At 72.4% G+C, this 25,186-nt stretch carries 22 protein-coding genes; 9 read left to right on the top strand and 13 right to left on the bottom strand.

Annotated elements, in window-relative coordinates; all coding sequences use genetic code 11:
* Window positions 1–59: 59 nt before the first annotated feature.
* Complete coding sequence (locus LGI35_RS21320; protein ID WP_227295485.1) at window positions 60–2,585, bottom strand: helicase C-terminal domain-containing protein; 2,526 nt, start codon at window positions 2,583–2,585, stop codon at window positions 60–62.
* Window positions 2,586–2,726: 141 nt separating this feature from the next.
* Between LGI35_RS21320 and LGI35_RS21315 the strand changes: the two genes are divergently transcribed.
* Window positions 2,727–3,740 (top strand): hypothetical protein, encoded by a 1,014-nt coding sequence (locus LGI35_RS21315; protein WP_227295483.1) that lies wholly within the window; start codon window positions 2,727–2,729, stop codon window positions 3,738–3,740.
* Between the two features lie 12 nt (window positions 3,741–3,752).
* Here the strand turns inward: LGI35_RS21315 and LGI35_RS21310 are convergent, their stop codons facing one another.
* Genes LGI35_RS21310 through LGI35_RS21295 form a run of 4 tightly spaced genes read right to left on the bottom strand, consistent with a single transcriptional unit; the run spans window position 3,753 to window position 7,637 of the window.
* Window positions 3,753–4,730, bottom strand: coding sequence for an ABC transporter substrate-binding protein (locus LGI35_RS21310; RefSeq protein ID WP_227295481.1), 978 nt, complete (start codon window positions 4,728–4,730; stop codon window positions 3,753–3,755).
* Complete coding sequence (locus tag LGI35_RS21305; protein WP_227295479.1) at window positions 4,727–5,566, bottom strand: ABC transporter ATP-binding protein; 840 nt, start codon at window positions 5,564–5,566, stop codon at window positions 4,727–4,729. Before LGI35_RS21305 ends, LGI35_RS21310 begins: the two co-directional genes overlap by 4 nt.
* Window positions 5,563–6,624 carry a FecCD family ABC transporter permease gene (locus tag LGI35_RS21300; protein WP_227295477.1) on the bottom strand — a complete coding sequence of 354 codons (1,062 nt, stop codon included), beginning with the start codon at window positions 6,622–6,624 and terminating at the stop codon, window positions 5,563–5,565. Before LGI35_RS21300 ends, LGI35_RS21305 begins: the two co-directional genes overlap by 4 nt.
* The gene (locus LGI35_RS21295) at window positions 6,621–7,637 is read right to left on the bottom strand and encodes a FecCD family ABC transporter permease (RefSeq protein WP_227295475.1); all 1,017 of its coding nucleotides are present in this window, start codon (window positions 7,635–7,637) and stop codon (window positions 6,621–6,623) included. The genes LGI35_RS21300 and LGI35_RS21295 overlap by 4 nt, the downstream gene beginning before the upstream one ends.
* Before the next feature lie 65 nt (window positions 7,638–7,702).
* Here LGI35_RS21295 and LGI35_RS21290 point away from each other — a divergent pair, with 65 nt between their 5' ends.
* Window positions 7,703–8,350: an HAD family hydrolase gene (locus tag LGI35_RS21290; RefSeq protein WP_227295472.1), complete on the top strand. Its 648-nt coding sequence runs from the start codon at window positions 7,703–7,705 to the stop codon at window positions 8,348–8,350.
* Here LGI35_RS21290 and LGI35_RS21285 read toward each other — a convergent pair.
* Window positions 8,329–8,610 (bottom strand): hypothetical protein, encoded by a 282-nt coding sequence (locus LGI35_RS21285; protein WP_376223070.1) that lies wholly within the window; start codon window positions 8,608–8,610, stop codon window positions 8,329–8,331. The genes LGI35_RS21290 and LGI35_RS21285 overlap by 22 nt on opposite strands.
* Window positions 8,611–8,764: 154 nt before the next feature.
* Between LGI35_RS21285 and LGI35_RS46290 the strand changes: the two genes are divergently transcribed.
* A complete protein-coding gene (locus LGI35_RS46290) occupies window positions 8,765–9,148 on the top strand; it encodes a cold-shock protein (RefSeq protein ID WP_116512381.1) in 384 nt (127 codons plus the stop codon).
* Window positions 9,149–9,322: 174 nt separating this feature from the next.
* Here LGI35_RS46290 and LGI35_RS21275 read toward each other — a convergent pair whose 3' ends face one another.
* From LGI35_RS21275 to LGI35_RS21260, 4 genes are all read right to left on the bottom strand, one after another.
* Window positions 9,323–10,180 carry a 1,4-dihydroxy-6-naphtoate synthase gene (locus LGI35_RS21275; protein ID WP_227295470.1) on the bottom strand — a complete coding sequence of 286 codons (858 nt, stop codon included), beginning with the start codon at window positions 10,178–10,180 and terminating at the stop codon, window positions 9,323–9,325.
* Window positions 10,177–10,884, bottom strand: coding sequence for a futalosine hydrolase (locus LGI35_RS21270; RefSeq protein WP_227295468.1), 708 nt, complete (start codon window positions 10,882–10,884; stop codon window positions 10,177–10,179). The genes LGI35_RS21275 and LGI35_RS21270 overlap by 4 nt, the downstream gene beginning before the upstream one ends.
* Window positions 10,854–11,330 (bottom strand): DUF2771 domain-containing protein, encoded by a 477-nt coding sequence (locus LGI35_RS21265; RefSeq protein ID WP_227295467.1) that lies wholly within the window; start codon window positions 11,328–11,330, stop codon window positions 10,854–10,856. Before LGI35_RS21265 ends, LGI35_RS21270 begins: the two co-directional genes overlap by 31 nt.
* Before the next feature lie 102 nt (window positions 11,331–11,432).
* Window positions 11,433–12,830 (bottom strand): MFS transporter, encoded by a 1,398-nt coding sequence (locus LGI35_RS21260; RefSeq protein WP_227295465.1) that lies wholly within the window; start codon window positions 12,828–12,830, stop codon window positions 11,433–11,435.
* Window positions 12,831–13,165: 335 nt separating this feature from the next.
* Here LGI35_RS21260 and LGI35_RS21255 point away from each other — a divergent pair, with 335 nt between their 5' ends.
* The 3 genes from LGI35_RS21255 to LGI35_RS21245 all read left to right on the top strand — a co-directional run bounded on the left by LGI35_RS21255 (window position 13,166) and on the right by LGI35_RS21245 (window position 18,434).
* The gene (locus tag LGI35_RS21255; RefSeq protein ID WP_227295463.1) at window positions 13,166–14,089 is read left to right on the top strand and encodes a DUF3027 domain-containing protein; all 924 of its coding nucleotides are present in this window, start codon (window positions 13,166–13,168) and stop codon (window positions 14,087–14,089) included.
* Window positions 14,090–14,178: 89 nt separating this feature from the next.
* Window positions 14,179–17,331 carry a sacsin N-terminal ATP-binding-like domain-containing protein gene (locus LGI35_RS21250; protein WP_227300421.1) on the top strand — a complete coding sequence of 1,051 codons (3,153 nt, stop codon included), beginning with the start codon at window positions 14,179–14,181 and terminating at the stop codon, window positions 17,329–17,331.
* Window positions 17,332–17,495: 164 nt separating this feature from the next.
* Complete coding sequence (locus LGI35_RS21245; protein ID WP_227295461.1) at window positions 17,496–18,434, top strand: hypothetical protein; 939 nt, start codon at window positions 17,496–17,498, stop codon at window positions 18,432–18,434.
* Window positions 18,435–18,481: 47 nt separating this feature from the next.
* Here LGI35_RS21245 and LGI35_RS21240 read toward each other — a convergent pair whose 3' ends face one another.
* Both LGI35_RS21240 and LGI35_RS21235 read right to left on the bottom strand, forming a co-directional pair.
* Window positions 18,482–20,881 (bottom strand): HAD-IC family P-type ATPase, encoded by a 2,400-nt coding sequence (locus LGI35_RS21240; RefSeq protein ID WP_227295459.1) that lies wholly within the window; start codon window positions 20,879–20,881, stop codon window positions 18,482–18,484.
* Window positions 20,882–21,026: 145 nt separating this feature from the next.
* Window positions 21,027–21,293, bottom strand: coding sequence for a DUF2530 domain-containing protein (locus tag LGI35_RS21235; RefSeq protein ID WP_227295457.1), 267 nt, complete (start codon window positions 21,291–21,293; stop codon window positions 21,027–21,029).
* 190 nt (window positions 21,294–21,483) lie between these two features.
* On the opposite strand from LGI35_RS21235, the gene LGI35_RS21230 reads away from it, so the two are divergent.
* On the top strand, window positions 21,484–22,929 hold the full coding sequence (locus LGI35_RS21230; protein ID WP_227295455.1) for an NCS2 family permease: 1,446 nt from the start codon (window positions 21,484–21,486) through the stop codon (window positions 22,927–22,929).
* Between the two features lie 55 nt (window positions 22,930–22,984).
* On the opposite strand, the gene LGI35_RS21225 is transcribed toward LGI35_RS21230, so the two are convergent.
* Window positions 22,985–23,167 (bottom strand): BrnA antitoxin family protein, encoded by a 183-nt coding sequence (locus LGI35_RS21225; RefSeq protein ID WP_227295453.1) that lies wholly within the window; start codon window positions 23,165–23,167, stop codon window positions 22,985–22,987.
* 154 nt (window positions 23,168–23,321) lie between these two features.
* Between LGI35_RS21225 and LGI35_RS21220 the strand changes: the two genes are divergently transcribed.
* On the top strand, window positions 23,322–23,759 hold the full coding sequence (locus LGI35_RS21220; RefSeq protein ID WP_100595753.1) for a MarR family winged helix-turn-helix transcriptional regulator: 438 nt from the start codon (window positions 23,322–23,324) through the stop codon (window positions 23,757–23,759).
* Between the two features lie 69 nt (window positions 23,760–23,828).
* Window positions 23,829–25,172 carry an MFS transporter gene (locus LGI35_RS21215; RefSeq protein ID WP_116512391.1) on the top strand — a complete coding sequence of 448 codons (1,344 nt, stop codon included), beginning with the start codon at window positions 23,829–23,831 and terminating at the stop codon, window positions 25,170–25,172.
* Window positions 25,173–25,186 lie beyond the last annotated feature (14 nt).

The raw sequence follows: 25,186 nt of genomic DNA, 5'->3' as shown, positions 1-25,186 counted from the left end.
GCGCGTACGAACCGCGTACGGTCGGTCGCCGACGGGACGTGGGGACACGGACCCCGGCGTCAGGCCTCGGCCTCCAGCTCGGCCACCCCGGTCACCCGGTGCAGCGGATACGTCCGGACCTCGTCCGCGGTGTGGTCGTACGCGGTGACGAACCCGCCCTCCACCCGGATCGGGGCGATGACGCGCTGGCTGGCGGAGCCCTCCGCGTTCACATAGCCGATCCACACGGCCTCACCGGTCAGGACGGCCGCCTGCATCGTGGCCAGCGTGTCCGCCGCGCTGGTGCGGGGAAGCGCCCCGCTCTGCTCGCCCGGCGCATGCTTGCGCGGGGTCGTGGAGGCGAGGTCACCCGCGCGGATCGCGCGCACGGCGGCGGTCAGGAGCGTGCCGTCCGGAACCGGCGGCCCCTCCGGGACGGGCTCGGGGGCGCTGCGCGGCGGAGTGCGGTGGGCGTGGGCGCGGGTGATCAGCACATCGCCCTCGGGACTCTCCGCGGCGGGCGCGAACCCCATCTGGCGCAGGCCCTCCAGGAGCGCCGCGGGATCGGCCTGCGCGGCGAGGACGGTCGGCGCGAGCCGCCGCAGACGCAGGCCGGCCGAGCGCTTGTCGGCGAGGATCTCGCCCAGGAGCACGTCGTCGTCGCAGCGCACATACGCGGAGGCGGCGCCGATGCGCAGATGCCCGTGCTTACGGGCCACGTCGTCGATGAGGTACGCGAGGGGCTGCGGCACGGGCGTGCGGGAGTGCGTGTTCAGGAAGTCGTGCAGGTCGGAGGCAGTGCGCCCGGAGTCGAGGGCGCGCCGTACGGACCCGGGCGTGAAGCGGTAGACGGTCGCCCCGCCCTTGGACTCGACGTCGGCGAGGACGGAGAGCGCCTCGGCGAGCGGCCGTTCCAGGGGCCCGGGGGCGACGGCGGTCAGGTCGGCCTGCAGCAGGACATGGTCCAGCGGCTCCGGCAGCAGCGGCGCGAGCAGAGCGACAGCGGCCGCCTCCGCCGAAGTGGCAGCCGCGCCCCCGCCGTCGAGAAGCGTCCGCCCGTGCTCGGACAGGGCACCCCGTCCGGTGACGCCGAGCAGTTCCGCCTCCGTGAGGGTCCACCGGGCGATGCGGGCGCGCAGGTCGTCGGGGTCACCGGCGTCGTCGGCGGAGGTGGCGGCGCCGCGCAGGGGCCGCTCCCAGCGGAGCCGGGCGAGCAGGGTCTCGGGGTCCGGGGAGGCGCCCTCGGGGAGCTCGGACAGGAGCGCGAGCACGCGGCGGCGGACCTCGGGAGCGGCGGAGCGGTCGAGGTGCGGCCCGAGCGTGGAGAGGGTGCGCCCGGCGGCGGAGACGGCGGCGGTGCCGTCGCGCCCGCCGACCAGGCCGGACGTGCGGGTGGCGGGGAGCCAGGCGGCGACGAGCCGGACCCAGCGCTCGGCGGCGGGCTGCTCCAGCCAGTCGTCGTAGGCGGGCGTCGCGGCGTACTGCTCGTCGGCCTCGCCGTCGGAGGCGATGAGCCCGGCGGCGTAGGCGAGTTCGACCCAGAACGCGGCGAGGGGCTCGGTGGTGTCGAGGGCGGCGGCGGTGCGCTTGAGGTCCCGCACGCTGAGCCCGCCGGCCCGGAGGACGGCGGGCCCGCCCTCGTCCCAGTCCTTGAGGAGCTCCTCGACGGTGGCGAGCGCGGTGTAGGCCTGCCCGGCGGCGGTCGCGTTCACGACGGCGGGCCGGTGGGTGGCGGCCGGATCGACGGCGGGAGCCACGGGTTCCAGGGCGCGGTGGGCGCGTCCGCCACGCAGATGGAGGGCCGCCTCGCGGGGCAGGACGACGGTTCCGGGAGCCGTGGGCAGCAGGAGGCCGCGGTCGAGGAGCCAGCGCAGATGGGCGGCGGGTTCGGCGGTGACCTGGCCGTAGGGCGGGCCCCAGACGAGCCGGGAGAGGACCTCGACGGCGTCCGCGGGCGCTTCGTCGAGGAGGGCCGACATACGGGGCCGCTCGGTGAAGAGCGCGGTCAGTGAGGCGACGGCGGAGACCGGATCGTGTGTGGAGGGGAGGCCCGCGGCCGTCACGATCTCCTGGACGCGGCCCGGGGACATGCCCGCGGTGGCCTCGGCGACCGTCGGGCCGAGGCCCGTGGGGGAGGGCCGCTGGGGCGCGGGGGCGAGCAGCTCACGGGCGGTGCGCACGAGGCGGAGCCGGTCGTCGGGCCCCCAGAGCAGGGCCTGTTCGCGCAGGGCGGCGACGGCGTGCGGCAGGGCCGCGGCGACCGTACGGGCGTCCACGCCCGCGTCGTCCCCTTCGTCGCCGGCGAGCAGGGCCAGGAGCGTGCCGTACGTGGTGGGTTCCGGGGCGACGGCCAGCGCTTCCGCGGTCTGGAGCGTGAATCGGTCCAGGTGTTCGAGCGCGCGGATCACGGAGGCGCGGGTGCCCGCGCGGGTGGCCAGCTGGGTGAGGTCGCTCGGGACGGGGTTGAGCAGATCGGGGCGGGCGCGCAGGAGTGCGCCGAGGGAGGCGTCGTCGCGTGCGCGCAACGCCTCGGCGAGGGACCGGGGGGCCGTACTCCCCGCCCCGCTCCCGTCCTCGGCGGCGCGGTCCGGCTCGTGAGTGCTCATCCGGGCCACGGTAGCGCCTGACCGGCCCGCCGGGCGGCGGCCCCGCTGGGCCCGGAAGAGGCCCCCGGTGCCGGGCCGGGCACGGTAACGTCGTAAAACGGGTGAACGAACCGTCAACACCACCACCTCGGAGGGGACTTCGTGGGGATCGAGAGCGATCAGCTCGTCTTCGACTATCTGAGCCGCGTCGGGGACCTGGCCCAGCAGCGCCAGCTGCCCTCCGGCACCCGGATGCGCCTGGTGTCGGAGCTGCGCAACGAGATCGAGGCGCGGCGCGCGAAGACGACGGTGGACAGCCCGGCGGCGGTGCGCCGGATCCTGGAACGTCTCGGCTCGCCGGACGAGGTGGTCACGGGCGCGGGCACGGGCCGCGGTTCGGCGCAGCCGGAGGCGCCGAGGGCGGCGGTGCCCGTGCAGCGGTCGAAGGAGCAGCGGCCCAAGGAGCCGCGCCCGAAGGGTCTTCGGCGGATCGTGCCGGGCCCGCGCGCGGAGCCGCAGGAGGACGGGACGCCGCGGGACGCGCCGTCGCCGCCGCATCTGGCGGGGACGGACGAGCTGGGGGAGCCGGGCTCGGAGCCGGACTGGTGGCGGGTGGACAGCAGCCCGTTCGGAGTCGCGGACAGCGTGCCGGGGTTCGTGGGTGGCGTGGAGATCCCGGAGATACTCAGGCCGCCGGGCAAGGACGACCCGCGACTGCCCAGGGCGCGCAGGGCCGAGCCCGGTACGGAGGAGGAACTCCCGGACGACGAGCCGGAGACGGGAACGGGGAAGGGCACGGAGAAGGTGTCCGGAGGGCGCCGCCTCCCGTCCCTGCCCGGCTGGTCGAACCCGCTCCTGCTGCTCGCCGCCGCCCTCCTGGTCGCCGGCGCGGTCATGGGCAACTGGTTCGCGCTGGGCCTCGGCTGGATCATCGCGTACGCGTCGCGGCGGCTGAGCGAGGGCGAGTCGAAGGTGGCCGTGCTGTGGCTGCCGGGGCTTGCGGTGACCGCCGGGCTCGTGTGGCTGTGGGGCCGTAGCACCGGGCGCTGGGGCGAGCCGATCGCGGACGGGCGGATGAGCGACGCGATCGGCACGACGTGGCCGTGGGTGGTGCGGGCTGCGGCCGTCGCCTCCGCGCTCTTCGTGGTGTGGAGATCGCAGCGGCAACGGCCGTGACTCAAGGGCCTGTCACGCGGTCAGGTCCTTCTGGAACTCGTCGAGGATCTGGTGCGCGGCGGTGTAGCCGATGCCCGCGATCCACAGGTTGTCGTCGACCGTGAAGACCTTGCCCTCCTCGGACGCCTCGAGGTTCTTCCACAGGCCGCTCCTCATCGTCTCCGTCGCCTTGGCCTTGCCCGGGTCGCCGTAGGTCGAGGTGAAGATGACGTCCGCGTCGGCGAGGTCGATCTTCTCGGGGCTCACGTCGTACGAGAACCCGTCCTTGGCCTTGTCGGTGACGGCGGGGCGGCCCACGCCGAGGTCGCCGAGGATCGAGCCGATGTAGTTCTGCTTTCCGTAGATGCGGATGTCGGCGCCCTCGACGAAGCGGACGAAGTTGATGTCCGTCGCGGCGGCCTTCTCCTTGCCGCCGATCGCGGTGGTCACCTTCGCGATGTGCGCGTCGTAGTCGGCGACGACCTTCTTCGCCTCGGCCTTCCTGCCGAGCGCGTCGGCGTGGACCTGGAAGTTCTCCTTCCAGGCGGTGCCGGTGGACTCCGTCATCACGGTCGGGGCAATGGCGCTGAGCTGCTTGTAGCGCGCGCCGTCGCGGACCTTGCTGGTGAGGATGAGGTCGGGCTGCAGGGCGGCGACGGCCTCCATGTCGGGGTTGGCGATCTCGCCGACCTCCTTGATGCCCTTCACCTCGCTCGCGGGCAGGTAGGACGGGAAGCCCTCCTCCGTCGCCGCGTGGGTCGCGCCGACCGGCTTCACACCGAGCGTGAGCGCGGAGTCGAGTTCGCCGGTGTCGAGGACGACGACTCGGGTGGGGTGTCCGGGCACCTTCACGTCACCCATCGCCGTACCGACCGTGTGCGTCTTCGGGGATGCCGACGCGGCCGCGTCGGAGCCGGAGTCCCCGTCGGACGAGCCGCAGGCGGTCAGAACCAGGGCGCCGGTCAGGACCAGGGCACCGGCGGTCAGGGCGGGGCGGGCGCTGCGGGTCATGAGGCTGCCTTTCGGGAAAGGGAGTCGGACGGGGCGCCGGACCGCGCGCCCGCCTGCCAGGGCGCGCCGGGGACGATCAGCGGGGATCCGGTCACCGGGTCGGGGACGACCACGCAGTCCAGGCCGAACACCTCCCGTACGAGATCCGCCGTGACGACCTCGGCGGGCGGGCCCTCGGCGACGATGCGGCCGGACTTCATGGCGACGAGATGGTCGGCGTAGCGCGCCGCCTGGTTGAGGTCGTGCAGGACGAGGACGACGGTGCGGTCCTTGTCGTGGTTCAACTGACGTACGAGGTCGAGGACTTCGACCTGGTGGGCGATGTCGAGGTACGTCGTCGGCTCGTCCAGGAGCAGCAGTTCGGTCTCCTGGGCGAGCGCCATGGCGATCCACACGCGCTGGCGCTGGCCGCCGGAGAGCTCGTCGACGGAGCGGTCGGCGAGGGCCGCGACATCGGTGCGTTCCATGGCCTCGGTGACGGCGCGCTCGTCGGCGTCGGACCACTGCTGCCACCAGTGCTGGTGGGGCTGGCGGCCGCGGGCCACGAGGTCGGCGACGGTGATCGCCTCGGGCGCCACGGGTGTCTGCGGCAGCAGCCCGATCTGCTGGGCGATCTTCTTGGTGGGCAGCTTGGTGAGGGCTTCGCCGTCGAGGAGCACGGAGCCGCTCCTCGGCTTGAGGAGCCGCCCGAGAGCGCGCAGCGTGGTCGACTTGCCGCAGGCGTTGGGTCCGACGATGACGGTGACGCGGCCGTCGGGGACGGCGAGATCGAGGTCGTGGACGACGGTGCGGTCCTCGTAGGCGAGGGTGAGCGCGCTGGTGCTGAGCCGGGTCACCGGTTTCCTCCCGTGCGGCTGCGGATGATGAGCCAGATCAGGTACGGCGCCCCGACGGCGGCCGTGAGGACACCCACCGGGAGTTCGGTGGGGGAGAACAGCCGCCGGGCCAGCAGGTCGGCCACGACGACGATGAACGCGCCCAGGAGCGCCGAGCACAGGAGCGGGATCTGGGCGGTGCGGGTCACACGGCGGGCGATCTGCGGGGCGAGGAGCGCGACGAAGTCGACGGGTCCCGCGGCGCCGGTCGCGACGGACGCGAGGACGACGCCCAGGAGTACGAGGCCGAGGCGCACGCGGCCGAGGCGCACGCCGAGCGCGGTCGCCGTGTCGTCGTCCATGGCGACGGTGCGCTGGGCGCGGGCGGCCCACGCGACGAACGGGACGAGGACGAGGAGGGTCCAGCCGAGCGGGGCGGCCTCCGCCCAGCCGCGGCCGTTGAGGGAGCCCGTCATCCAGATCTGGGCCTGCTGGGCGACGAGGTAGTCGCCCTTCGTCATGAACAGCGTCGTCACCGACCGCAGCGCGATGGCGAAGCCGATGCCGATGAGGACGAAGCGCGTCGCGTGCAGCCCGCCGCGCCAGGCGAAGGCGTACACGAGGAGCGCCGCGAGGAGGCCGCCGAGTACGGAGAGGTAGGGCAGGACCGCGTACGACGTGACGCCGAACGTCATGGCGCCGACGGTCAGCGCGCTCGCGCCCTGGCTGATGCCGATGATGTCGGGGGAGGCCAGCGGGTTGCGGGCGACGGTCTGGATGAGCGCGCCCGCGACGCCGAACGCGGCGCCGACGAGGAGCCCGACGACCATGCGGGGGGCGCGCAGCGTGCCGACGACGAGTTCGTCCGGGGACGGCCGGCCGGTGATGACCTTGAGGACCTCGGCGGGGGCGATGAAGGACTCGCCGACGCAGAGATAGGCGAGGCAGGCGGCCGCGAGAAGGACCACGAGGAACACCGCGACGCCGGCGGCCCTGCGGTGCAGGAGGAACGCGGCGCGTCCCGCGCGGACGACGGAGTACCCGGCGGGGCGGACCCGGGGCGCGATGGTCGTACTCATGCGGGGACCGCCTTGCGCCGGACCAGGGTGACGAGGAACGGGACGCCGATCAGCGCGGTCATCACGCCCGCGGGCACTTCGCTCGGCGGGAAGACGACGCGGCCCACGGTGTCGGAGACGAGGAGCATGACGGGGCCGATGAGGGCCGCCATCGGCAGGACCCAGCGGTGGTCGCTGCCCACGACGGCCCGGGCTATGTGCGGAACGGCCAGGCCGATGAAGGCGATCGGTCCCGCGGCGGCCACTCCGACGCCGGTGAGGACGGTCGCTCCGAGGCCGCCGACGATCCGTACGGTCGCGACCCGCTGGCCGAGCCCCTTGGCGACGTCCTCGCCGAGCGCGAGCGCGTCGAGCCCCCGGGCGACGGACAGCACGAGGAGCACGCCGACGACGAGGAACGGCCAGACCTGGCCCACGATGTGGGCGTCCCGGCCGGACAGTGAGCCCACCTGCCAGAACCTGAACTCGTCCATGGCGGACGCCTTCGTGGTGAGGACGGCCGTGGTGACGGAGACCAGGAGCGCGTTGATCGCGGCGCCGCCGAGCGCGAGTTTCACCGGCGTCGCGCCGCCGCGCCCGCTGGAGGCGATGGCGTAGACGGCGACGGAGGCGAGCGCGGCGCCCGCGAACGCGAACCAGACGTAGCCGGTGAGCGTGTGGATGCCGGCGAAGGCGATCGCGAGGACGACGCCGACCGACGCGCCCTGGCTGATGCCGAGGATCCCGGGGTCGGCGATGGGGTTGCGGGTGATGCCCTGGAGGACGGTCCCGGCGAGGGCGAGCGCGGCGCCGACCATCAGGCCGACGAGCGTGCGCGGTAGCCGCAGGCCCCTGATGACCTCGGCGTCGTCGCTGTGGCCGCCGTGCACGAGCGCGTCGAGGACCGCGGACGGGGCGATCGCGCGGGCGCCCACGGCGAGGCTGAGCAGGACCGCGAGAACGAGGGCCACGAGCGCGGCCGCCGTCCAGACGATGCGTCGCCGCGCGGCGGGGGCGGCTGAGATCTGACCCATGGACCAATCCGAGGTTGGTAAGGCTTAGCTAAGCGGTAATCGTACGCCCAGGCACAATGGCCCTCATGGGTGCACACGAGAGCGCGAACGGATCAGCCGCGGGACCGACGGTCGGCTTCGACCTCGACATGACGCTGATCGACTCACGGCCGGGGATCAAGGACACCTGGCTGGAACTCGCCGACCGTACGGGCGTGCAGCTCGACGCCGATCTCATCGTGAGCCGGCTCGGCCCGCCGCTGGAGCAGGAGCTCGCGTACTGGTTCCCCGAGGAGCGGATCCCGGAGCTGGCCGACCTGTACCGGGAGCTCTACCCGGCGCACGCCATCACCGGGACGTACGCGATGCCGGGCGTGCACGAGGCCGTCGCCGCGGTGCACGCGGCGGGCGGCAGGGCGATCGTCGTCACGGCGAAGTACGAGCCCAACGCGAAGCTCCACCTCGAACACCTGGACATCGCCGCCGACGAGGTCATCGGCAACCTGTGGGCCGAGGGCAAGGCGACGGCGCTGCGCGAGTACGGCGCGTCCGTGTACGTCGGTGACCACACCGGCGACGTGCGCGGCGCCCGCACCGCCGACGCGCTGTCCGTGGCGGTCACGACGGGGCCGTGCGACGCGGCGGAGCTGCGCGAGGCCGGCGCGGACGTCGTGCTCGCGGATCTGACGGAGTTCCCCGCCTGGCTGGAGCGCTACGTCGCCGAGCGGGCCTGACGGCGCTGCACGGCGATCCCGCGCAGCACTCCGGCCGCGGAGATCAGGAAGCCGACACCCATCAGCATGCACACCGCGTAGGCGACGGGCGGGAACGGGTCGGTTCCGAGGAACAGAGGGGCCATCGTGGCCAGGGTGGCCACGGCTCCGACGATGAAGACGATGCCGCCGGCCTTGACGAGGCCGTCGCCGGGCCCGGCGGAATTCGCTTGGGTTTTGTCACGCACCCGACCAGGGTAGTTCCCAGCGCGAAGGAACAATCCGGGTTCCTCGGGCCGTCTTGTCACGGGCTCCTGGGCCATTAGCCTGGTGCCGGCGGGTCGGGCGGCCCGCTGCAGTGCTATCCAGAGCCGTTTCCAGCGCCGTTCTTCATCGCACGAGACGGCATGACGAGTACGAGGACGAGGACTTCACGTGCCTACCGGCAAGGTCAAGTGGTTCAACAGCGAGAAGGGCTTCGGCTTTCTCTCCCGCGACGACGGCGGCGACGTCTTCGTGCATTCCTCCGTACTCCCGGCCGGCGTGGACGCTCTCAAGCCGGGCCAGCGTGTCGAGTTCGGCGTCGTCGCGGGACAGCGCGGCGACCAGGCGCTCTCCGTGACCATCCTCGATCCGACCCCGTCCGTGGCCGCGGCGCAGCGCCGCAAGCCGGACGAACTGGCATCGATCGTCCAGGACTTGACGACGCTCCTCGAGAACATCACGCCGATGCTGGAGAAGGGCCGCTACCCGGACAAGGCCTCCGGCGCGAAGATCGCGGGCCTGCTGCGAGCGGTGGCCGACCAACTGGACGTCTGACCGCCCCTACGGGAACGCGAGCGCGCCCGGGCCGAGGCCGGGAACGACCCCCTCGGCCGCGGCGCGCGTCTGGGGCCGCGGATCGCCGCGGCCCTTCTTCTCCCCTTCTCTGCCGCCCTCGCGCCGCTTCGCGGGCTTCGGGCGGCTGTGCCGGACTCCGTCCGGCCGCTGGGTTCAGGGGAACGACAGGGCGCCCGGGCCGAGGGCGGGCACGATCCCCTCGGCCGCGGCGCGCGTCAGGAGGCCGCGGATCGCCGCGTAGCCGTTCTCGCCCAGGTCGGCCGTGAACTCGTTGACATACAGGCCGATGTGCTGGTCCGCCACCGACGGGTCCATCTCCTGGGCGTGTTCCTGGACGTAGGGGCGGGAGGCCTCCGGGTCGTCCCAGGCCATGCGCACCGAGGTGCGGACCGCCTCGGCGAGTCCGCGCAGCCGGTCCTCGCCCAGGCTCCGCTTCGCGATGATCGCGCCGAGCGGGATGGGCAGCCCGGTCGTGTTCTCCCAGTGCTCGCCCATGTCGGCGAGGGAGTGCAGTCCGTAGTTCTGGTACGTGAAGCGGGCCTCGTGGATGACGAGTCCGGCGTCGACCTTGCCGTCCCGCACGGCGGGCATGATCTCGTCGAACGGCATGACGACGACCTCGCCGACCCCGCCGGGCACGACGTCCGCGGTCCACAGGCGGAACAGCAGGTACGCCGTCGACTTCTCGCTGGGGACGGCGACCGTCTTCCCGGTCAGGTCGACGCCCGCCTCACGCGTGAGCACGAGCGGGCCGCAGCCCCGGCCCAGCGCGCCGCCGCAGGGCAGCAGCGCGTAGTCGTCGAGGACGTACGGCAGGACGGCGTACGACACCTTCAGCACGTCGAATTCGGGGGAACGGCGTTCGGCGACGCCGTTCGTGATGTCGATGTCGGCGAAGGTCACGTCGAGGGCGGGCGCCCCGGGGACGCGGCCGTGGGCCCACGCGTCGAAGACGAACGTGTCGTTCGGGCAGGGCGAGAAGGCGATCCTGAGATCTTCGGGGTGCGTCATGTGCGGTTCCAACTCTCCAGTACGGGCACGGACTTCCCGAACGCCTCGGTGAGCGCCGCGAGCGCGTCACCGATGCGCCAGGCCGCGCGGTCGCGGGGGCCGACGGCGTTGGAGACCGCGCGGATCTCCAGGACGGGCACGCCGTGCGCGGCGGCCGCCTCGGCGACCCCGAAACCCTCCATCGCCTCGGCGGCGGCGCCGGGGTGACGGTCCAGCAGCTCGGCGGCGCGGGCCGCGGTGCCGGTCACGGTGGAGACGGTCAGGACGGTGCCGGTGAGCGCGCCGGTGGCCGTGGCGACCTCCCGTACGAGGGAGGGCGGCGGGAGGTGCGTGACCGTGCCGAAGCCGAGTTCGGTGACGGGCAGGAAGCCGTCGGGGGTCTCGGCGCCCAGGTCGGCGGCGGTCAGCGCGTCGGCGACGACGACGGAGCCGATGGGCGCGTCCGGCTGGAATCCGCCGCCGATCCCGGCGGAGACGACCAGGCGGTACGGCCGCCCCGACAGGGCGGCGGTGGTGAGGGCGGTGGCGGTACCGGCCGCCGCGGCGGCGGGCCCGACGCCCACCGCGACGACATCGACGGCAGGGTGCGCGACGCCCGCCCCGGACAGGCCCCTGGCCACCGCGTCCCGCTCCGCGGGGACGGCGGTGGCGATCAGGACCCGCCCGCGCTCCGTCAGGCGTCCTTCTTGAGCTTGAACGACCACAGGCCGGTCGCGTTCGAGCCGCTGCCCTCGACGATGGAGACCGTCGTGGAGGTGCCCGTGGCGCCGTACTGCTGGTTGAAGAACACGCTGCCCGGGACGGTGCGATAGGTCTTCTTGCTGGCGTCGGTCAGCGGCTGACCGTTCATCAGCAGGGTCCAGCCCTTCTCCGCGATCTTCGGGTCGACGCCGAAGCGGACCGTCGCGTCGGGGTCGACCTTGATGGACTTGATGTCCTTGTTCTTGAGGCAGTCCTTCAGCGCGGAGGCGTCGAGCGCCTTGCCGTCGTTGTAGCAGGCGGCTTCCGACGTCACCGTGGAGCGGCCGACCGTGATGGTCGCCAGCGGCGTCGGCTTGTCGCAGGCCGAGAGGACGAGCAGCCCGGCAGCGACGGCGCCGGCGGCTGCCACGGTGCGGCGGTTGCGCACGGTGAAACGCAGGGAGGTCATGCGGGCAGGCTATCTGGCGGCCCGCACACACTCGCCATGCGGGTACGGCGTGCCGCATGCTCACGCCATCCGTGGTGGATCTCCCGCTCTCCCGGCCGTCCCTCACGCCACGCGGCTGCGTGCCTGGCCGCCGTGGCGCGCGGCGGCCAGCAGGCCCCGTACGGTCGTCAGCCAGCCCGTTCCGACGATCGCCGCGGCGACGCCGAGGCCCAGTGCTCCGTTCAGGGGCAGTGCGATGCCGATGGCGCCGCCGAGGACCCACGCCATCTGGAGGAGGGTCTCGGAGCGGGCGAACGCGGAGTTGCGGACCTCTTCCGGGACGTCGCGCTGGATCAGGGCGTCCAGGGACAGCTTGGAGAGGGCCTGCGCGAACCCGGCGACGGCCGCCAGACACGCCGTGAGGGCAGCGCTGAAGAACAGCGTGGCCGTGATCGCCACGCCCAGGACCGCCGCCACCACCGTCACGATGATGATCTCCGGCGCCCGTGATTTGAGCCACGCCCCGACGGCCGTGCCCAGCGCGTTGCCCGCGCCCGCCGAGATGCCGACGATGCTGAGCGACACGGCGGCGCTCTGCCCCGGCATGGGGTGCTCGCGCAGCAGGAACGCCAGGAAGAAGATCAGGAAGCCGGAGAGGCAGCGCTGCGAGGCGTTGACGAACAGCGCGTGCGTCACGGCCGGGCCGACCGTGCGCAGACCGGGGCGCTTCTGCTTGGTCGTCTCCTTGTGCGGGCCGTGCAGATGCCGCTCGTCGGCCGCGAGGAGGGCCCTCCCCTCGCCCTTCGCGGAGTCCACCTTGTGCGGCAGCTGAAAGGACAGGACCATCCCCGAAATGAAGATCACGAAGGCGCCGTAGAGGGGCCAGCGCGGCCCGAGCATCTGGAGCCCGGCGCCGACCGGCGCGGCCACACCGGTGGCCAGGAGCCCGCCCAGCGTCACTCGGGAATTGGCCTTGACCAGGGAGAAGCGGGGTGGCAGCAGGCGCGGCACGACGGCGCTGCGGACCACGCCGTACGCCTTGGACGCCACCAGGACGCCCAGCGCCGCCGGGTACAGCTGCACGCCGCCGCTGATCACCGCCCCGGACAGCACGATCGCGAGCAGCGCCCGCGCCAGCATCGAAGCGGCCATCGCGGCGCGCCGCCCGTGCGGCAGCCGGTCCAGGAGCGGCCCGACGACGGGCGCGAGGAGGGTGAAGGGCGCCATCGTGATGCCGAGGTACAGGGCGACGCGCCCGCGCGCCTCGTCCGTCGGCACGGAGAAGAACACCGTGGACGCGAGCGCGATGGTGATCATGACGTCGCCGGCGCCGTTCACCGCGTGCAGTTCGATCAGTTTTCCCAGACCCGACTCGCCCGCGCCGTGCGCGTGGGTCGCTTTGCGGATCCCGCGCGCCGTGCCGGTGAACGGCAGGTGCAGGGCGCGCCCAAACCCGCGGACCGCCCTGCGTACCGGGCCCGATCCGCCTGCTGCGCGCGACGACGACCTCGCGGAAGTCACTCAGCCATAGTGCCCCCGGAAGGTGGTGACTAGTGCCGATATCGGCGGAGCGGGTCGCCGCCGCGGCCCCCCGGAACCGCCCCGCCACGTGGTGCAGGACACAGCTACTTGTACGTCGGTGTGGGCGCACGGGCCGGGAGAAGGTAGCGTGCGTAACGCGCCTGCGGCAGCTGTGCTCGGCCGCGCGCCTCTCGGTCATCCCGCAGAATGGGTGACGTAGGTGCGCCCGAGGACGTTCGGGCGCGGACGTCGACGCGGCCCCCTGGTCCGCTCCGTCCGTACCCCCGCGCAAGGGTGGCGCACTCGTGAGACGGCGTAGGAGAGAAGCGATACCTGTGAGCGCAGCGACAACGCGAAGCCGCACCCCTGACCGTCTGTGCGCCGAGGCGGTAGGCCTCGCGCGGACCGCGGCCGAGGAAGCCGCCGCGCCAGGAGTCGTGGGCGAGCACGTCGACGTGGTCGTCGAGGGCGACCGGGTCGTCACGCACCTCTTCGAGTGCAAGGAGTTCGGCTACCGCGGCTGGCGGTGGGCCGTGACGGTCGCGCGGGCCTCGCGCGCCAAGGTCGTCACCCTCGACGAGACGGTTCTGCTGCCCGGACCCGACGCGCTCCTCGCCCCCGAGTGGGTGCCGTGGAGCGAGCGTCTGCGGCCCGGCGACATGGGCCCCGGGGACCTGCTCCCGACCGACGCCGAGGATCTTCGGCTCGAGCCCGGCTATTCGGGTGAGGACGCCCCGCCGCCGAACTCCGTGGTGTCCCATGAGATGGCCGAACTCGTCGAGGCGGAGGACGCCGAGCTGACGGTGGGACCGCCCGCGGAACTGCCCGTCGCGCCCGAGCGCGGCTCCATCGCGTCGGTCGCCGAGGAGCTCGGCATGCGACGCGCCCGGGTCCTGTCCCGATACGGCCTCCACATCGCGGCCGACCGCTGGGACGAGGCGTACGGGGCGAAGACACAGATGGCTCAGGCGGCGCCCGCCACCTGCGTGTCCTGCGGATTCCTCGCCCCGATCGGCGGCTCGCTCGGCCAGGCCTTCGGTGTCTGCGGCAACGAGTTCTCCCCGGCGGACGGCCGGGTCGTCTCCCTCTCGTACGGCTGCGGCGGCCACTCCGAGGCGGCCGTCATGCCGAAGCCCCCGCGCCCGGCCCCGCCGGTGATCGACGAGACACGCGTGGACCCGTTCCCGCTCCGCCCCGCGGCGGACTCGGGCTCGGTCCCGAGCGCCCCGGACGGTACGGAGGACCTGGGGCACTCGTAGCCCTCGCAGTTCTCTTTCCGCCCGCGCGGTAGCGTCTGCGTCGCCAGGGTTGGCCTGGGTGAACGGCAGAGGGAGACCACACCGTGAGCGTGAGCAAGATCGTGCGCCCGGCAGCCGAGGGGATGGACCCGTTCGGGACGGCCCGCCTGCGGCGTGGGGTTCTCGATGCCTGGGCGGGCAGCCCGGCCCGCTTCCGTGAGGACGCCAACGCCGAGGAGGACCTCGCCCTCGGCGGCTACCGCGACCGCCTCGTCGTCGAGCTCGCCCAGAACGCCGCCGACGCGGCCGCCCGCGCAGGTGGCACCTCAGGTGGTCGCTTCTCCCTGACCCTGCGCGACGGAGTGCTCGTCGCCGCGAACACCGGCGCGCCGCTGGACGCCGCCGGTGTCGAGTCGCTGTCCACGCTGCGTGCCTCCGCCAAGCGCGAGCAGGGCGCCGGCGCGGTGGGCCGGTTCGGCGTCGGGTTCGCCGCCGTCCTCGCCGTGACCGACGAGCCCGCGGTCGTCGGCCGCACGGGCGGGGTGCGCTGGTCGCTCGCCGAGGCGCGCGGCCTCGCCGCCGACACGGCGCGGCACAGCCCCGGCCTCGGCGACGAACTGCGCCGCCGGGACGGCCATGTGCCGTTGCTCAGGCTCCCGTTCGCCGCGGAGGGCTCGGCCCCGGACCCGTACGAGACCGTCGTGATCCTGCCGCTGCGCGACGCCGCGGCACAGGCGCTCGCGGCGCGGCTCATCGACGCCATCGACGACTCCCTCCTCCTCGCCCTGCCCGGTCTCGACGAGGTCGTCGTGGAGACCGAGTCGGGGACGCGCATCCTGCGCCGCAGGACCGACGGGCCGTACGTGGCGGTGGACGACGTGCGCGAGGACGCCGCGTCCGGCGGGCGCGAGAGCGTCACGACCCGCTGGCGTGTCCTCGTCCGCAACGGCCCGCTCGAAGCCGCGCTCCTCGCCGACCGGCCCCTCGAAGAGCGCCTCCGCCCGCACTGGTCCGTGACCTGGGCCGTGCCGGTGGACGCGGACGGCGCCCCCGAGCCGCCCCGCAGCGCGCCCGTGCTCCACGCGCCGACCCCCAGCGACGAGCCGCTCGGCGTGCCCGCGCTGCTCATCGCCTCGTTCCCCCTCGACACGACCCGGCGGCACGCCGCCCCGGGACCGCTCACCGACTTCCTGGTGGAGCGCGCCGCCGACGCCTACGCCGAACTCCTCGCCGGATGGCGCCCGGTGAGCACCGCCGTCCTCGGCCTGGTGCCGGGCCCGCTCGGCCGGGGCGAGCTGGACGGCAGCCTGCGCGGGGCGATCCTGGCCCGGCTGCCGCGCACCGCGTTCCTGCCGCCCGCGCTGCCGCGCACGAAGGACGACGCCGACGGACTGCCCGAGACGCTGCGGCCGCGCGAGGCCGAGGTCGTCGAGGGCGCCGGCGCCGAGACCGTGCAGGTCCTCGCCGAGGTCCTGCCGAGCCTGCTGCCCGCCGGACTCGAACGCCGCGTCGAGCTGCGGACCCTGGAGGTCGCCCGGGTCCCGCTGACGGAGGCGGTCGACCGGCTCGCCGGTCTGGAGAAGGAGCCGGGCTGGTGGCGGCGCCTGTACGACAGCCTCGCGGGCGTCGACCCGGACCGGCTCACCGGGCTCCCGGTGCCGCTGGCGGGAGGGCGTACGACGATCGGGCCGCGGCAGGTGCTGCTGCCCATGCCGGACGCGACACCGGGTGAGACGCTCGCCCGGCTCGGCCTCAAGGTCGCCCACGTGGACGCCGCGCACCCCCTGCTCGAGAAGCTGGGCGCGCTGCCCGCGACGCCCCGAGCCGTCCTGACGACGCCTCAGGTGCGGGCGGCCGTCGCCGGTTCGCTGGACGACGACGCCTGGTCCCTCGACGACGACGGCCCGGTCGGCGTGGACGAGCTCGCCGAGCTGGTCCTCACCCTCGTACGGGACGCGAACCTGGAGCCCGGGGACGAGCCGTGGCTGGGCGCGCTCGCGCTGCCCGACGACGAGGGTGAGCTGGCGCCCGCCGGTGAACTCCTGCTGCCCGGAAGCCCGTTCGCGCAGGTCGTCCGCGAGGGCGAACTCGCCATGGTGGACGGCGACCTCGCCGAGCGGTGGGGCGAACAGCCCCTCGCCGCGTGCGGCGTCCTCGCCGGGTTCGCCCTGGTCCGCGCCGCCGACGTGGTCCTCGACCCGGACGAACTCGACCCGCGCGACAGCGACTTCGCGGAGCCGGACGACGCGGGCCTGCTCGACGCCGTCGACGTGTGGTGCGAGGACGTACTCGACCGGCTGCCCGACACCCCCGTGCCGCCCGTCGCCACCGAACTCGTCGCCGTGCGCGACCTGGACCTCGTCGACGACGACCGCTGGCCCCAGGCCCTCGCCCTGCTCTCCCGCCCGCCGCTGCGCGACGCCCTCACCCAGCCCGTACGGGTCCTGCTGCCCGACGGCACGCACGAGATCGTCCGCCCGTACACGGCCTGGTGGCTGCGCGACCACCCCGTCCTCGACGGCCGCCGGCCGGCCGGCCTGCGCGCGGCGGGCGGCGACCCGCTGCTCGCCGGGCTCTACGACCCGGCGGACGCGACCGGGTTCGAGGACGAGCAGGTGCTGCGCGCGCTCGGCGTACGCACCTCCGTCGCCGCGCTCCTCGACGAGCCCGGCGGCGCGGCCGAGCTCCTCGACCGGCTCGCCGACCCGGAGCGCGAGGTCGGCGCGGCCCAACTCCACGGCCTGTACGGGGCGCTGGCCGACCTGGACCCGGAGCAGGTGACCCTGCCCGACGAGCTGCGGGCCGTGGTGGACGGAGAGGTCAGGGTCGTGGACGCGGCCGACGCCGTCGTCGCGGACGCGCCCGATCTGCTGCCCCTGGCCGGAGGGCTGGCCCTGCTGCCGGTGAGTCCGGGGCGGGCCGCGGACCTGGCGGACCTGTTCCAGGTGCGACGGCTGAGCGCGACCGCGGACGCCGAGGTCACACAGGAGGGCGCCGAACATCCGGTGCCGGAGTCCGTACGGACCCTGCTCGGACCGGCGACCCCGCAGACGTACGTCGAGCACGAGGAGCTGTTCGTCGCCGGGGTGGAGGTCGACTGGCGGCGCACGTCCGACGGCACGGTCCACGCCTCGACCCTGGAGGGCGTGGCGGCGGGCCTGGCGTGGGCGGCGGGCCAGTGGCCGCGCCGCTTCGAGGTCGCGGCCCTGCTGGAGGACCCTTCCCGCACAGCGGAGTTGGCCCGGGACCGCTGGTTCGACTGAGGCGGAATTTTGTGATCGTAAACCGGTCACAAAATCTTCACCCCGCGTACAACCAGAGGCCCGCATCGCTCGTCTGATCTTCCGAGTCAACAGACTCCTAGATCACTTGGGTCCCGCGTGACAGCAGCAGCACCGCGGGACCCCTTCTCCAACTTGGGGAACACATGCGCATCCGTGCCACTGTGGCCGCCGCGACCGTCTCCGGCGCCCTGGCTCTCACCGCGTTCGCCGTGCCCGCCGCGCAGGCCGCGGACCAGCCCACCCCGGCGCAGGCCCGCGCCCTGGTGCAGCAGCTGACGGCCCAGAAGTCGGGCCAGCAGGCGAAGTCGCTCCGCGCCGCCGACGACACCGCCACGCCGTATCAGCTCGACCTGTCCTTCTCCAAGGTGAGCGTCAACGGCGGCAAGCCGATCGTCGCCGGCACCACCAAGCAGGTCACTGTCCCTGTCACCTACACCGTGACCCACGGCGCCGATGTCGACATCTTCGCCGACGACTTCATGCTCGACGTGGACATCTACCGCGGCACGATAGACGCCCCGGACAACGTCCTCATCGGCGACAACTGGCCTGCCTGCTCGGTCGTCTCCTCGACCGTCGCCACCTGCAAGGGCACGCTCGACATCTACCCGCAGGAGGAGCTGATCAACGACGACGCCGGCGCCAAGTGGAAGGCCGAGGGCTACGCCATCGCCTTCAACGGCCAGGACCCGGACGCCGCCGACTTCGACGCGAGCAAGGTCGGCGTGGCCGAGCAGTACGGCCTGACCGCCCCTGCGCTGCAGCGTTACTCCAAGCTGACCACCAACGCCGCCCCGGAGCCGGTGAAGAAGGGCAAGACCATCACGGTCACCGGCTCGCTCACCCGCGCCAACTGGGACACCAGCAAGTACATGGGCTACACCAAGCAGTCCGTGAAGCTCCAGTTCAAGAAGAAGGGCGCCGCCAGCTACACCACCGTCAAGACGGTGACGTCGTCCTCGACCGGCGGCCTGAAGACCACGGTGACGGCGGCCACGGACGGGTACTGGCGCTACAGCTTCGCCGGCACCTCCACCACCCCGGCCGTGACCGCCACGAGCGACTTCGTCGACGTGCAGTGACCACCCCGCGGTAACCCCTGACGGGGCCCCCTCGCTGACGGGGCCCCTCACACGGGAAAGCGGCGGTCGACCCAGCGCCATGCGTATTCCAGGGCGACCGCCGCCACCGCCGCGATGCCGACCGCCGTCCACGGCATCGACGCACCCACCAGCTTCAGCGCGAAGAAGTCCTGGAGCCACGGCACCACGAGGACGAGCAGGAACGCCGCGCCCATCGCGGCCACCAGGCACACCCGCCACCACGTGTAGGGCCGCGCGATGATCGCGAGGACCCACATCGAGACGAGGAACAGCGTCAGCGTCGCCGAACTCGTCTCGGCGTCGAGCGCGCCGGAGCCCGTGTAGTAGTGCCGGGCGATCACGTACGTCACGAAGGTGGCGGTCCCGGCGACGACGCCGCCCGGGATCGCGTACCGCATCACGCGCCTCACGAACTGCGGTTTGGCCCGCTCCTTGTTGGGCGCGAGCGCCAGGAAGAACGCGGGGATGCCGATCGTCAGCGTCGACAGCAGCGTCAGGTGCCGGGGCAGGAACGGGTACTCGATCTGGAAGCAGACCACGAGGACGGCGAGCAGTACCGAGTAGACCGTCTTGACCAGGAACAGGGACGCGACGCGCGTGATGTTTCCGATGACGCGGCGGCCCTCGGCGACGACCGACGGCAGCGTGGAGAAGCTGTTGTTGAGGAGCACGATCTGCGCGACGGCGCGGGTCGCCTCCGAGCCCGAGCCCATGGAGACGCCGATGTCGGCGTCCTTGAGGGCGAGCACGTCGTTCACGCCGTCGCCCGTCATCGCGACCGTGTGCCCGTGGGACTGGAGGGCGCCGACCATGTCGCGCTTCTGCTGCGGGGTGACGCGACCGAACACGGTGTTCTCGTCGAGGGCCTTGGCCATCCCGGCCTGGTCGGCGGGGAGCGTGCGGGCGTCGACCGTGTCCTGGGCACCCGCGAGGCCCAGCTTCCCGGCGACGGCGCCCACCGACACCGCGTTGTCCCCGGAGATGACCTTCGCGTGGACACCCTGGTCGGCGAAGTACCGCAGCGTGTCCGCCGCGTCGGGCCGCAGCCGCTGCTCCATCGCGACCAGGGCGACGGCCTCGGCGCCCTTCTCGACCGCACGGTCGTCGAGGTCGCCGCGGGCGCGGGCCAGGAGCAGGACGCGCAGGCCGCGGTGGTTGAGCTCTTCGGTCTCGGCGAGCACCGGGTGCCCGGCCGGCAGGAGAACGTCGGGCGCGCCGAGCAGCCACGCGCTGGTGGTGCCGTCGCCCTCGCTGAACGCGGCGCCGCTGTACTTGCGGGCGGAGGAGAAGGGCAGCGACTCGGTGCAGCGCCACTCCTCGCTGTCGGGGTAGGCGTCGATGATCGCCTGGAGCGAGGCGTTGGGCCGCGGGTCGGACTCGCCGAGCGCGCCGAGCACCTTGCGTACGTAGCCCTCGTCGGCGCCGCCGAGCGGACGCAGCTCGGTGACGTCCATGCCGCCCTCGGTGAGGGTGCCCGTCTTGTCGAGGCAGACGGTGTCGACGCGGGCGAGGCCCTCGATGGCGGGGAGTTCCTGGACGAGGCACTGCTTGCGGCCGAGGCGGATCACGCCGATCGCGAAGGCGACGGAGGTGAGCAGGACGAGCCCCTCGGGGACCATCGGCACGATGCCGCCGACGGTCCGCGCGACGGAGTCCTTGAAGTCGTTCTCCTTGACCACGAGCTGGCTGATGACGAGGCCGATCGCGGTCGGGACCATCATCCAGGTGACGTACTTGAGGATGGTGGAGATGCCGGTGCGCAGCTCGGAGTGGACGAGGGTGAAGCGGCTGGCCTCCTCGGCGAGCTGCGCGGCGTAGGCCTCGCGGCCGACCTTCGTGGCGGTGAAGGCGCCGCCGCCGGCGACGACGAAGCTGCCGGACATGACCTGGTCGCCGTGGTGCTTGACGACGGGGTCGGCCTCGCCGGTGAGCAGGGACTCGTCGATCTCCAGCCCGTCGGCCTCGGCGCACACACCGTCCACGACGATCTTGTCGCCCGGCCCGATCTCGATCAGGTCGCCGAGGACGATGGCGGAGGTGGAGATCTCGGTGGCGCGCCCGTCGCGGCGGACCGTCGGTTTCGCCTCACCGATGACGGCGAGCGAGTCGAGGGTCTTCTTGGCGCGCAGCTCCTGGATGATGCCGATGCCGGTGTTCGCGAGGATGACGTAGCCGAAGAGGCTGTCCTGGAACGGCGCGACGAACAGCATGATCAGCCAGAGGACGCCGATGATCGCGTTGAACCGCGTGAAGACGTTCGCGCGGATGATCTCGGTGGTGGAGCGGGAGCTGTGGACCGGTATGTCGTTGATCTCGCCGCGCGCGACGCGCTCGGCCACCTCGCCGGTGGTGAGCCCCCTCGCCCGCTGGGGGAGCGGCACCGGGTGGACGGGGTCCAGCTCGGAGCCCGCGTCGATGTGCGTCATGCAAACGACAGTACGGGCGGATTTGCGGCTTCACCCCTCGGGTGCGCCAAAGATCCGACTCCGGGAGGACGTGGCGGGGCGGGGACCGGTCCCGTGGTCGTACGCGGACGGGGCGCCGGCCACTGCCCGGGGGCCGGGCAGGCCGCTACTCGGGTGCCGGGCCCGCTTCGGCGGCCGCGCGCTTGAGCGCCGCGTCGCGTCCCCGTACGTACCAGATGCCGATGAGTCCGAGTCCGGCGCCGGCCAGGCAGGTCCACACCCACCAGGTGTGGCCGTGGTCGTCGAACCAGCCGTAGAACGGCAGCTGCACCAGGAAGAGGACGAACCACAGGATCGTGCCGCCCGTGATGGTGGCGACCACGGGCCCTTCAAGGGGCTCGGGTGCCTCGTGCTTGGGGGTCCACTTCTCCATGGGCACAGCTTACGAGGAGCACGAAACGACATCTTCAGTCGCCCCGGAACCCTTATGGGTCAAGGGTCTACGCGCGGAGATAGCGAATTCTTGCTCATATGTTCATACTGAAACGGCCTGAGTCTGGCCACTTCTGTTCGTAGAAAACGCCAAACAGCGCCCCCACAAGCACACGATCCAGAGGTCATCCATGTCCAGCTCGGCCCCCGCCCCGGTCGATCTCATCGAGCCGCCGTCGGCCCCCAAGAACGGCCTCGACCGCTTCTTCAAGATCTCCGAGCGGGGCTCGACGGTCAGCCGGGAGATCCGTGGCGGCTTCGCCACCTTCTTCGCGATGGCCTACATCATCGTGCTGAACCCGATCATTCTCGGCAGCGCGAAGGACATGTACGGGCACCAGCTCGACAACGGCCAGCTGGTCACCGCGACCGCGCTCACCGCCGCCTTCACGACCCTGCTCATGGGTGTCATCGGCAACGTCCCGATCGCGCTCGCCGCCGGCCTCGGCGTGAACACCGTCGTCGCCCTCCAGCTCGCGCCCCGCATGTCGTGGCCCGACGCGATGGGCATGGTCGTCCTCGCGGGCTTCGTCGTGATGCTCCTGGTGGCGACCGGTCTGCGCGAGCGCGTCATGAACGCCGTGCCGCTCGGCCTGCGCAAGGGCATCGCGATCGGTATCGGCCTGTTCATCATGCTGATCGGCCTGGTCGACTCGGGCTTCGTCTCCCGTATCCCGGACGCCGCGCACACCACGGTGCCGCTCCAGCTCGGCAGCGACGGTCACCTCAACGGCTGGCCCGTCCTCGTCTTCGTGCTCGGCGTGCTGCTCACCCTCGCGCTGATCGTGCGCAAGGTGCCGGGCGCCATCCTGATCTCCATCGTCGTCATGACGCTCGTCGCGGTGTTCATCGAGGCGGTCGCCAACGTCCCGAGCTGGGGCCTGACGACGCCCAAGTGGCCCGGCAACCCGGTCGAGATGCCGGACTTCGGTCTGGTCGGCCAGGTCAGCCTGTTCGGCGGCTTCGACAAGGTCGGCCTGCTGACCGGCATCCTCTTCGTCTTCACCGTGCTGCTGTCGTGCTTCTTCGACGCGATGGGCACGATCATGGGTATCAGCGACGAGGCCAAGCTGACCGACGAGAACGGTCAGATGCCCGGCATGAACAAGGTCCTCTTCATCGACGGCATCGCCGTCGCCGCGGGCGGCGCCTCGTCCTCGTCGGCCACCACCTGCTTCGTGGAGTCCACCGCCGGTGTCGGCGAGGGCGCCCGCACCGGTTTCGCCAACGTGATCACCGGCGGTCTCTTCGCCGTCGCGCTGTTCCTCACGCCGATCGCCACGATGGTCCCGTCCCAGGCCGCCACGCCCGCGCTGCTCGCGGTCGGCTTCCTGATCCTGTCGGGGTCGATCGGGGCCATCGACTGGAGCGACTACACGATCGCCATCCCGGCCTTCGTGACGATGCTGATGATGCCGTTCACGTACTCGATCACCAACGGCATCGGGATGGGCTTCATCACCTTCACCCTGCTGCGGGTCGCGGCGGGCCGCGCCCGTTCGGTGCCGGTCGCGATGTACATCGTCGCGGGGGTATTCGCCTTCTACTACCTGATGCCGGCGCTGGGTCTGACCTGAGCGCCCTGACGGGGCGCGGGAAACCGCGCACCCGGCTCCTGACGGCCCGCAGGTCCTACGCGGCCCCGTAGAAAGCCTCTGTCTTCTCGACGGACGTCGCGAAGCGTTCGTCGAAGTCGTCCCGAATGAGCGTCCGGACCACATAGTCCTGGACGCTCATTCCTCTTTTGGCGGCGTGGGCCTTGAGCCGCTCGAGCAGCTCACCGTCTATCCGCAGGCTGAGCACTGTCGATCCCATGCGCAACAGGGTCGCGGGCCCCTGTCCGCCCGCGTGTCACTTTTCGTGGCCACGTCACTCATATGGGTGACGGAGGGGGTCGCGGAGGGTTCAGTGGGCGGAGTCACGGGAATCCGAGTGGTCTTTAGAAAGAGTAATGAGTTAAGCTAAGGACATGCCGGACCTCTCCCATGGCGACGACGCAGCCGCCGTGAACGCCTTGCGCTCAGCGGTGATGCGCCTGTCGCGCCGACTCAAGCACCAGCGGGTCGACGAGTCGCTGAGCCCCACAGAAATGTCGGTGCTCGGCACCCTCGCCCGCTGCGGCAGCGCGACTCCGGGCGAACTCGCCCGCAAGGAGCACGTGCAGCCGCCGTCGATGACCCGCATCGTCGCGCTGCTGGAGGCCAAGGGGCTCGTCCGGCTGGAGCCGCATCCCGAGGACCGGCGACAGAAGGTCGTCACCTCCACCGAGCAGGCCGAGGCCATGCTCGAAGAGAGCCGCCGCAAGCGCAACGCGTGGCTGGCCTCGCTCGTGGAGAACCTGGACGAGGACGAGTGGGCCAAGATCCGCGCCGCCGCCCCCGTCCTGGAGAAGCTCGCCCACCTGTAAGCCCCTGTGCCATGCCCTTCGGGGCGTCGTCGACCTGCCGTTCACGGCCGCCAAGGAGGCGAACCCGCATTGAGTACGGGACCCGGAGCAGACTCCGCCCCCGCACCAACCGCCCTCGACAAGACCGACCGCCCCCGCAAGAGCTCGATGTTCAGCTCGCTGAAGATCCGTAACTACCGGCTCTTCGCGACCGGGGCCGTCGTTTCCAACACCGGCACCTGGATGGCCCGCATCACCCAGGACTGGCTGGTGCTCAGCATCACCGGCTCCTCGGCGGCCGTCGGTGTCACCACGGCCATGCAGTTCCTGCCGATGCTCCTGTTCGGCCTCTACGGCGGCGTCATCGCCGACCGTTTCGCCAAGCGGAACCTCCTGTTCGTCACCCAGGGCGCCATGAGCCTGTCCGGGCTCTTCCTCGCCGCGCTCACCCTCACCGGGAACGTCCAGGTCTGGCACGTCTACCTCGCGGCCTTCTTCACCGGCCTCGTCACCGTCGTCGACAACCCGACCCGCCAGTCCTTCGTCTCCGAGATGGTCGGCCCCGACCAGGTCCGCAACGCGGTCAGCCTGAACTCGGCGAACTTCCAGTCGGCACGCCTGATCGGTCCCGCGGTCGCGAGTGGACTCACCGCTGCCGTCGGTCCGGGCTGGGCGTTCCTTGCCAACGGCCTCTCCTTCCTCGCCCCGCTCACCAGCCTCTGCCTGATGCGCACCCGCGAGCTGCACCACACCCCCCGCGCCCCGCGCGGCAAGGGCCAGCTCCGCGAGGGCCTCGACTACGTCTCCAAGCACCCCGAGCTGATCTGGCCGATCGTCCTCGTCGGATTCGTCGGCACCTTCGGCTTCAACTTCCCGATCTGGCTGAGCGCCTACGCCGACGACGTCTTCCACGGCGGGGTCGGCATGTACGGCGTGTTCAACACCCTCATGGCCCTCGGCTCGCTGGCCGGTGCGCTGCTCGCCGCGCGGCGCCGCTCCACCCGGCTGCGCGTCCTCGCGGGAGCCGCGGTCGGCTTCGGTGTCCTGGAGGTCGTGGCCGCGTTCGCGCCCGACGTCTGGGTCTTCGCGCCGCTGATCGTGCTGCTCGGCATCCTCGGCCTCACGGTCAACGTGACCGCGAACTCGTCCGTCCAGATGGCCACCGACCCCGAGATGCGGGGCCGCGTCATGTCCCTGTTCATGATGGTGTTCACGGGCGGTACGCCGCTCGGCGGGCCCCTGTTCGGCTGGATCGCCGACCAGTACGGGGTCCGGATCAGCTTCGCGCTCGGCGGCCTCGTGTGCGCCACGGCCGCGGTCGGCGTCGCACTGATGCTGGCCCGCGCCGCGAACCTGCGGCTGAAGCTCGACCTGCGCCGCGGACAGCAGCACGTGCAGTTCGTACCGCGCGAGCAGCTGGCCACGGCGGCGTGAGCCGAGGGGCCTGA

It is taken from the genome of Streptomyces longhuiensis, from assembly GCF_020616555.1.
Lineage (GTDB): Bacteria > Actinomycetota > Actinomycetes > Streptomycetales > Streptomycetaceae > Streptomyces > Streptomyces longhuiensis.
This window is presented reverse-complemented; position numbering and strand designations above follow the sequence as displayed.

What these genes read in the sequence shown, in the direction of transcription:
- LGI35_RS21265 (WP_227295467.1), bottom strand. Translation starts at nt 11,330, where the DNA reads ATGACCTCCCTGCGTTTCACCGTGCGCAACCGCCGCACCGTGGCAGCC.
- LGI35_RS21310 (WP_227295481.1), bottom strand. Translation starts at nt 4,730, where the DNA reads ATGACCCGCAGCGCCCGCCCCGCCCTGACCGCCGGTGCCCTGGTCCTG.
- LGI35_RS21220 (WP_100595753.1), top strand. Translation starts at nt 23,322, where the DNA reads ATGCCGGACCTCTCCCATGGCGACGACGCAGCCGCCGTGAACGCCTTG.
- LGI35_RS21290 (WP_227295472.1), top strand. Translation starts at nt 7,703, where the DNA reads ATGGGTGCACACGAGAGCGCGAACGGATCAGCCGCGGGACCGACGGTC.
- LGI35_RS21245 (WP_227295461.1), top strand. Translation starts at nt 17,496, where the DNA reads ATGCGCATCCGTGCCACTGTGGCCGCCGCGACCGTCTCCGGCGCCCTG.
- LGI35_RS21225 (WP_227295453.1), bottom strand. Translation starts at nt 23,167, where the DNA reads ATGGGATCGACAGTGCTCAGCCTGCGGATAGACGGTGAGCTGCTCGAG.
- LGI35_RS21320 (WP_227295485.1), bottom strand. Translation starts at nt 2,585, where the DNA reads ATGAGCACTCACGAGCCGGACCGCGCCGCCGAGGACGGGAGCGGGGCG.
- LGI35_RS21235 (WP_227295457.1), bottom strand. Translation starts at nt 21,293, where the DNA reads ATGGAGAAGTGGACCCCCAAGCACGAGGCACCCGAGCCCCTTGAAGGG.
- LGI35_RS21275 (WP_227295470.1), bottom strand. Translation starts at nt 10,180, where the DNA reads ATGACGCACCCCGAAGATCTCAGGATCGCCTTCTCGCCCTGCCCGAAC.
- LGI35_RS21295 (WP_227295475.1), bottom strand. Translation starts at nt 7,637, where the DNA reads ATGGGTCAGATCTCAGCCGCCCCCGCCGCGCGGCGACGCATCGTCTGG.
- LGI35_RS21230 (WP_227295455.1), top strand. Translation starts at nt 21,484, where the DNA reads ATGTCCAGCTCGGCCCCCGCCCCGGTCGATCTCATCGAGCCGCCGTCG.
- LGI35_RS21300 (WP_227295477.1), bottom strand. Translation starts at nt 6,624, where the DNA reads ATGAGTACGACCATCGCGCCCCGGGTCCGCCCCGCCGGGTACTCCGTC.
- LGI35_RS21240 (WP_227295459.1), bottom strand. Translation starts at nt 20,881, where the DNA reads ATGACGCACATCGACGCGGGCTCCGAGCTGGACCCCGTCCACCCGGTG.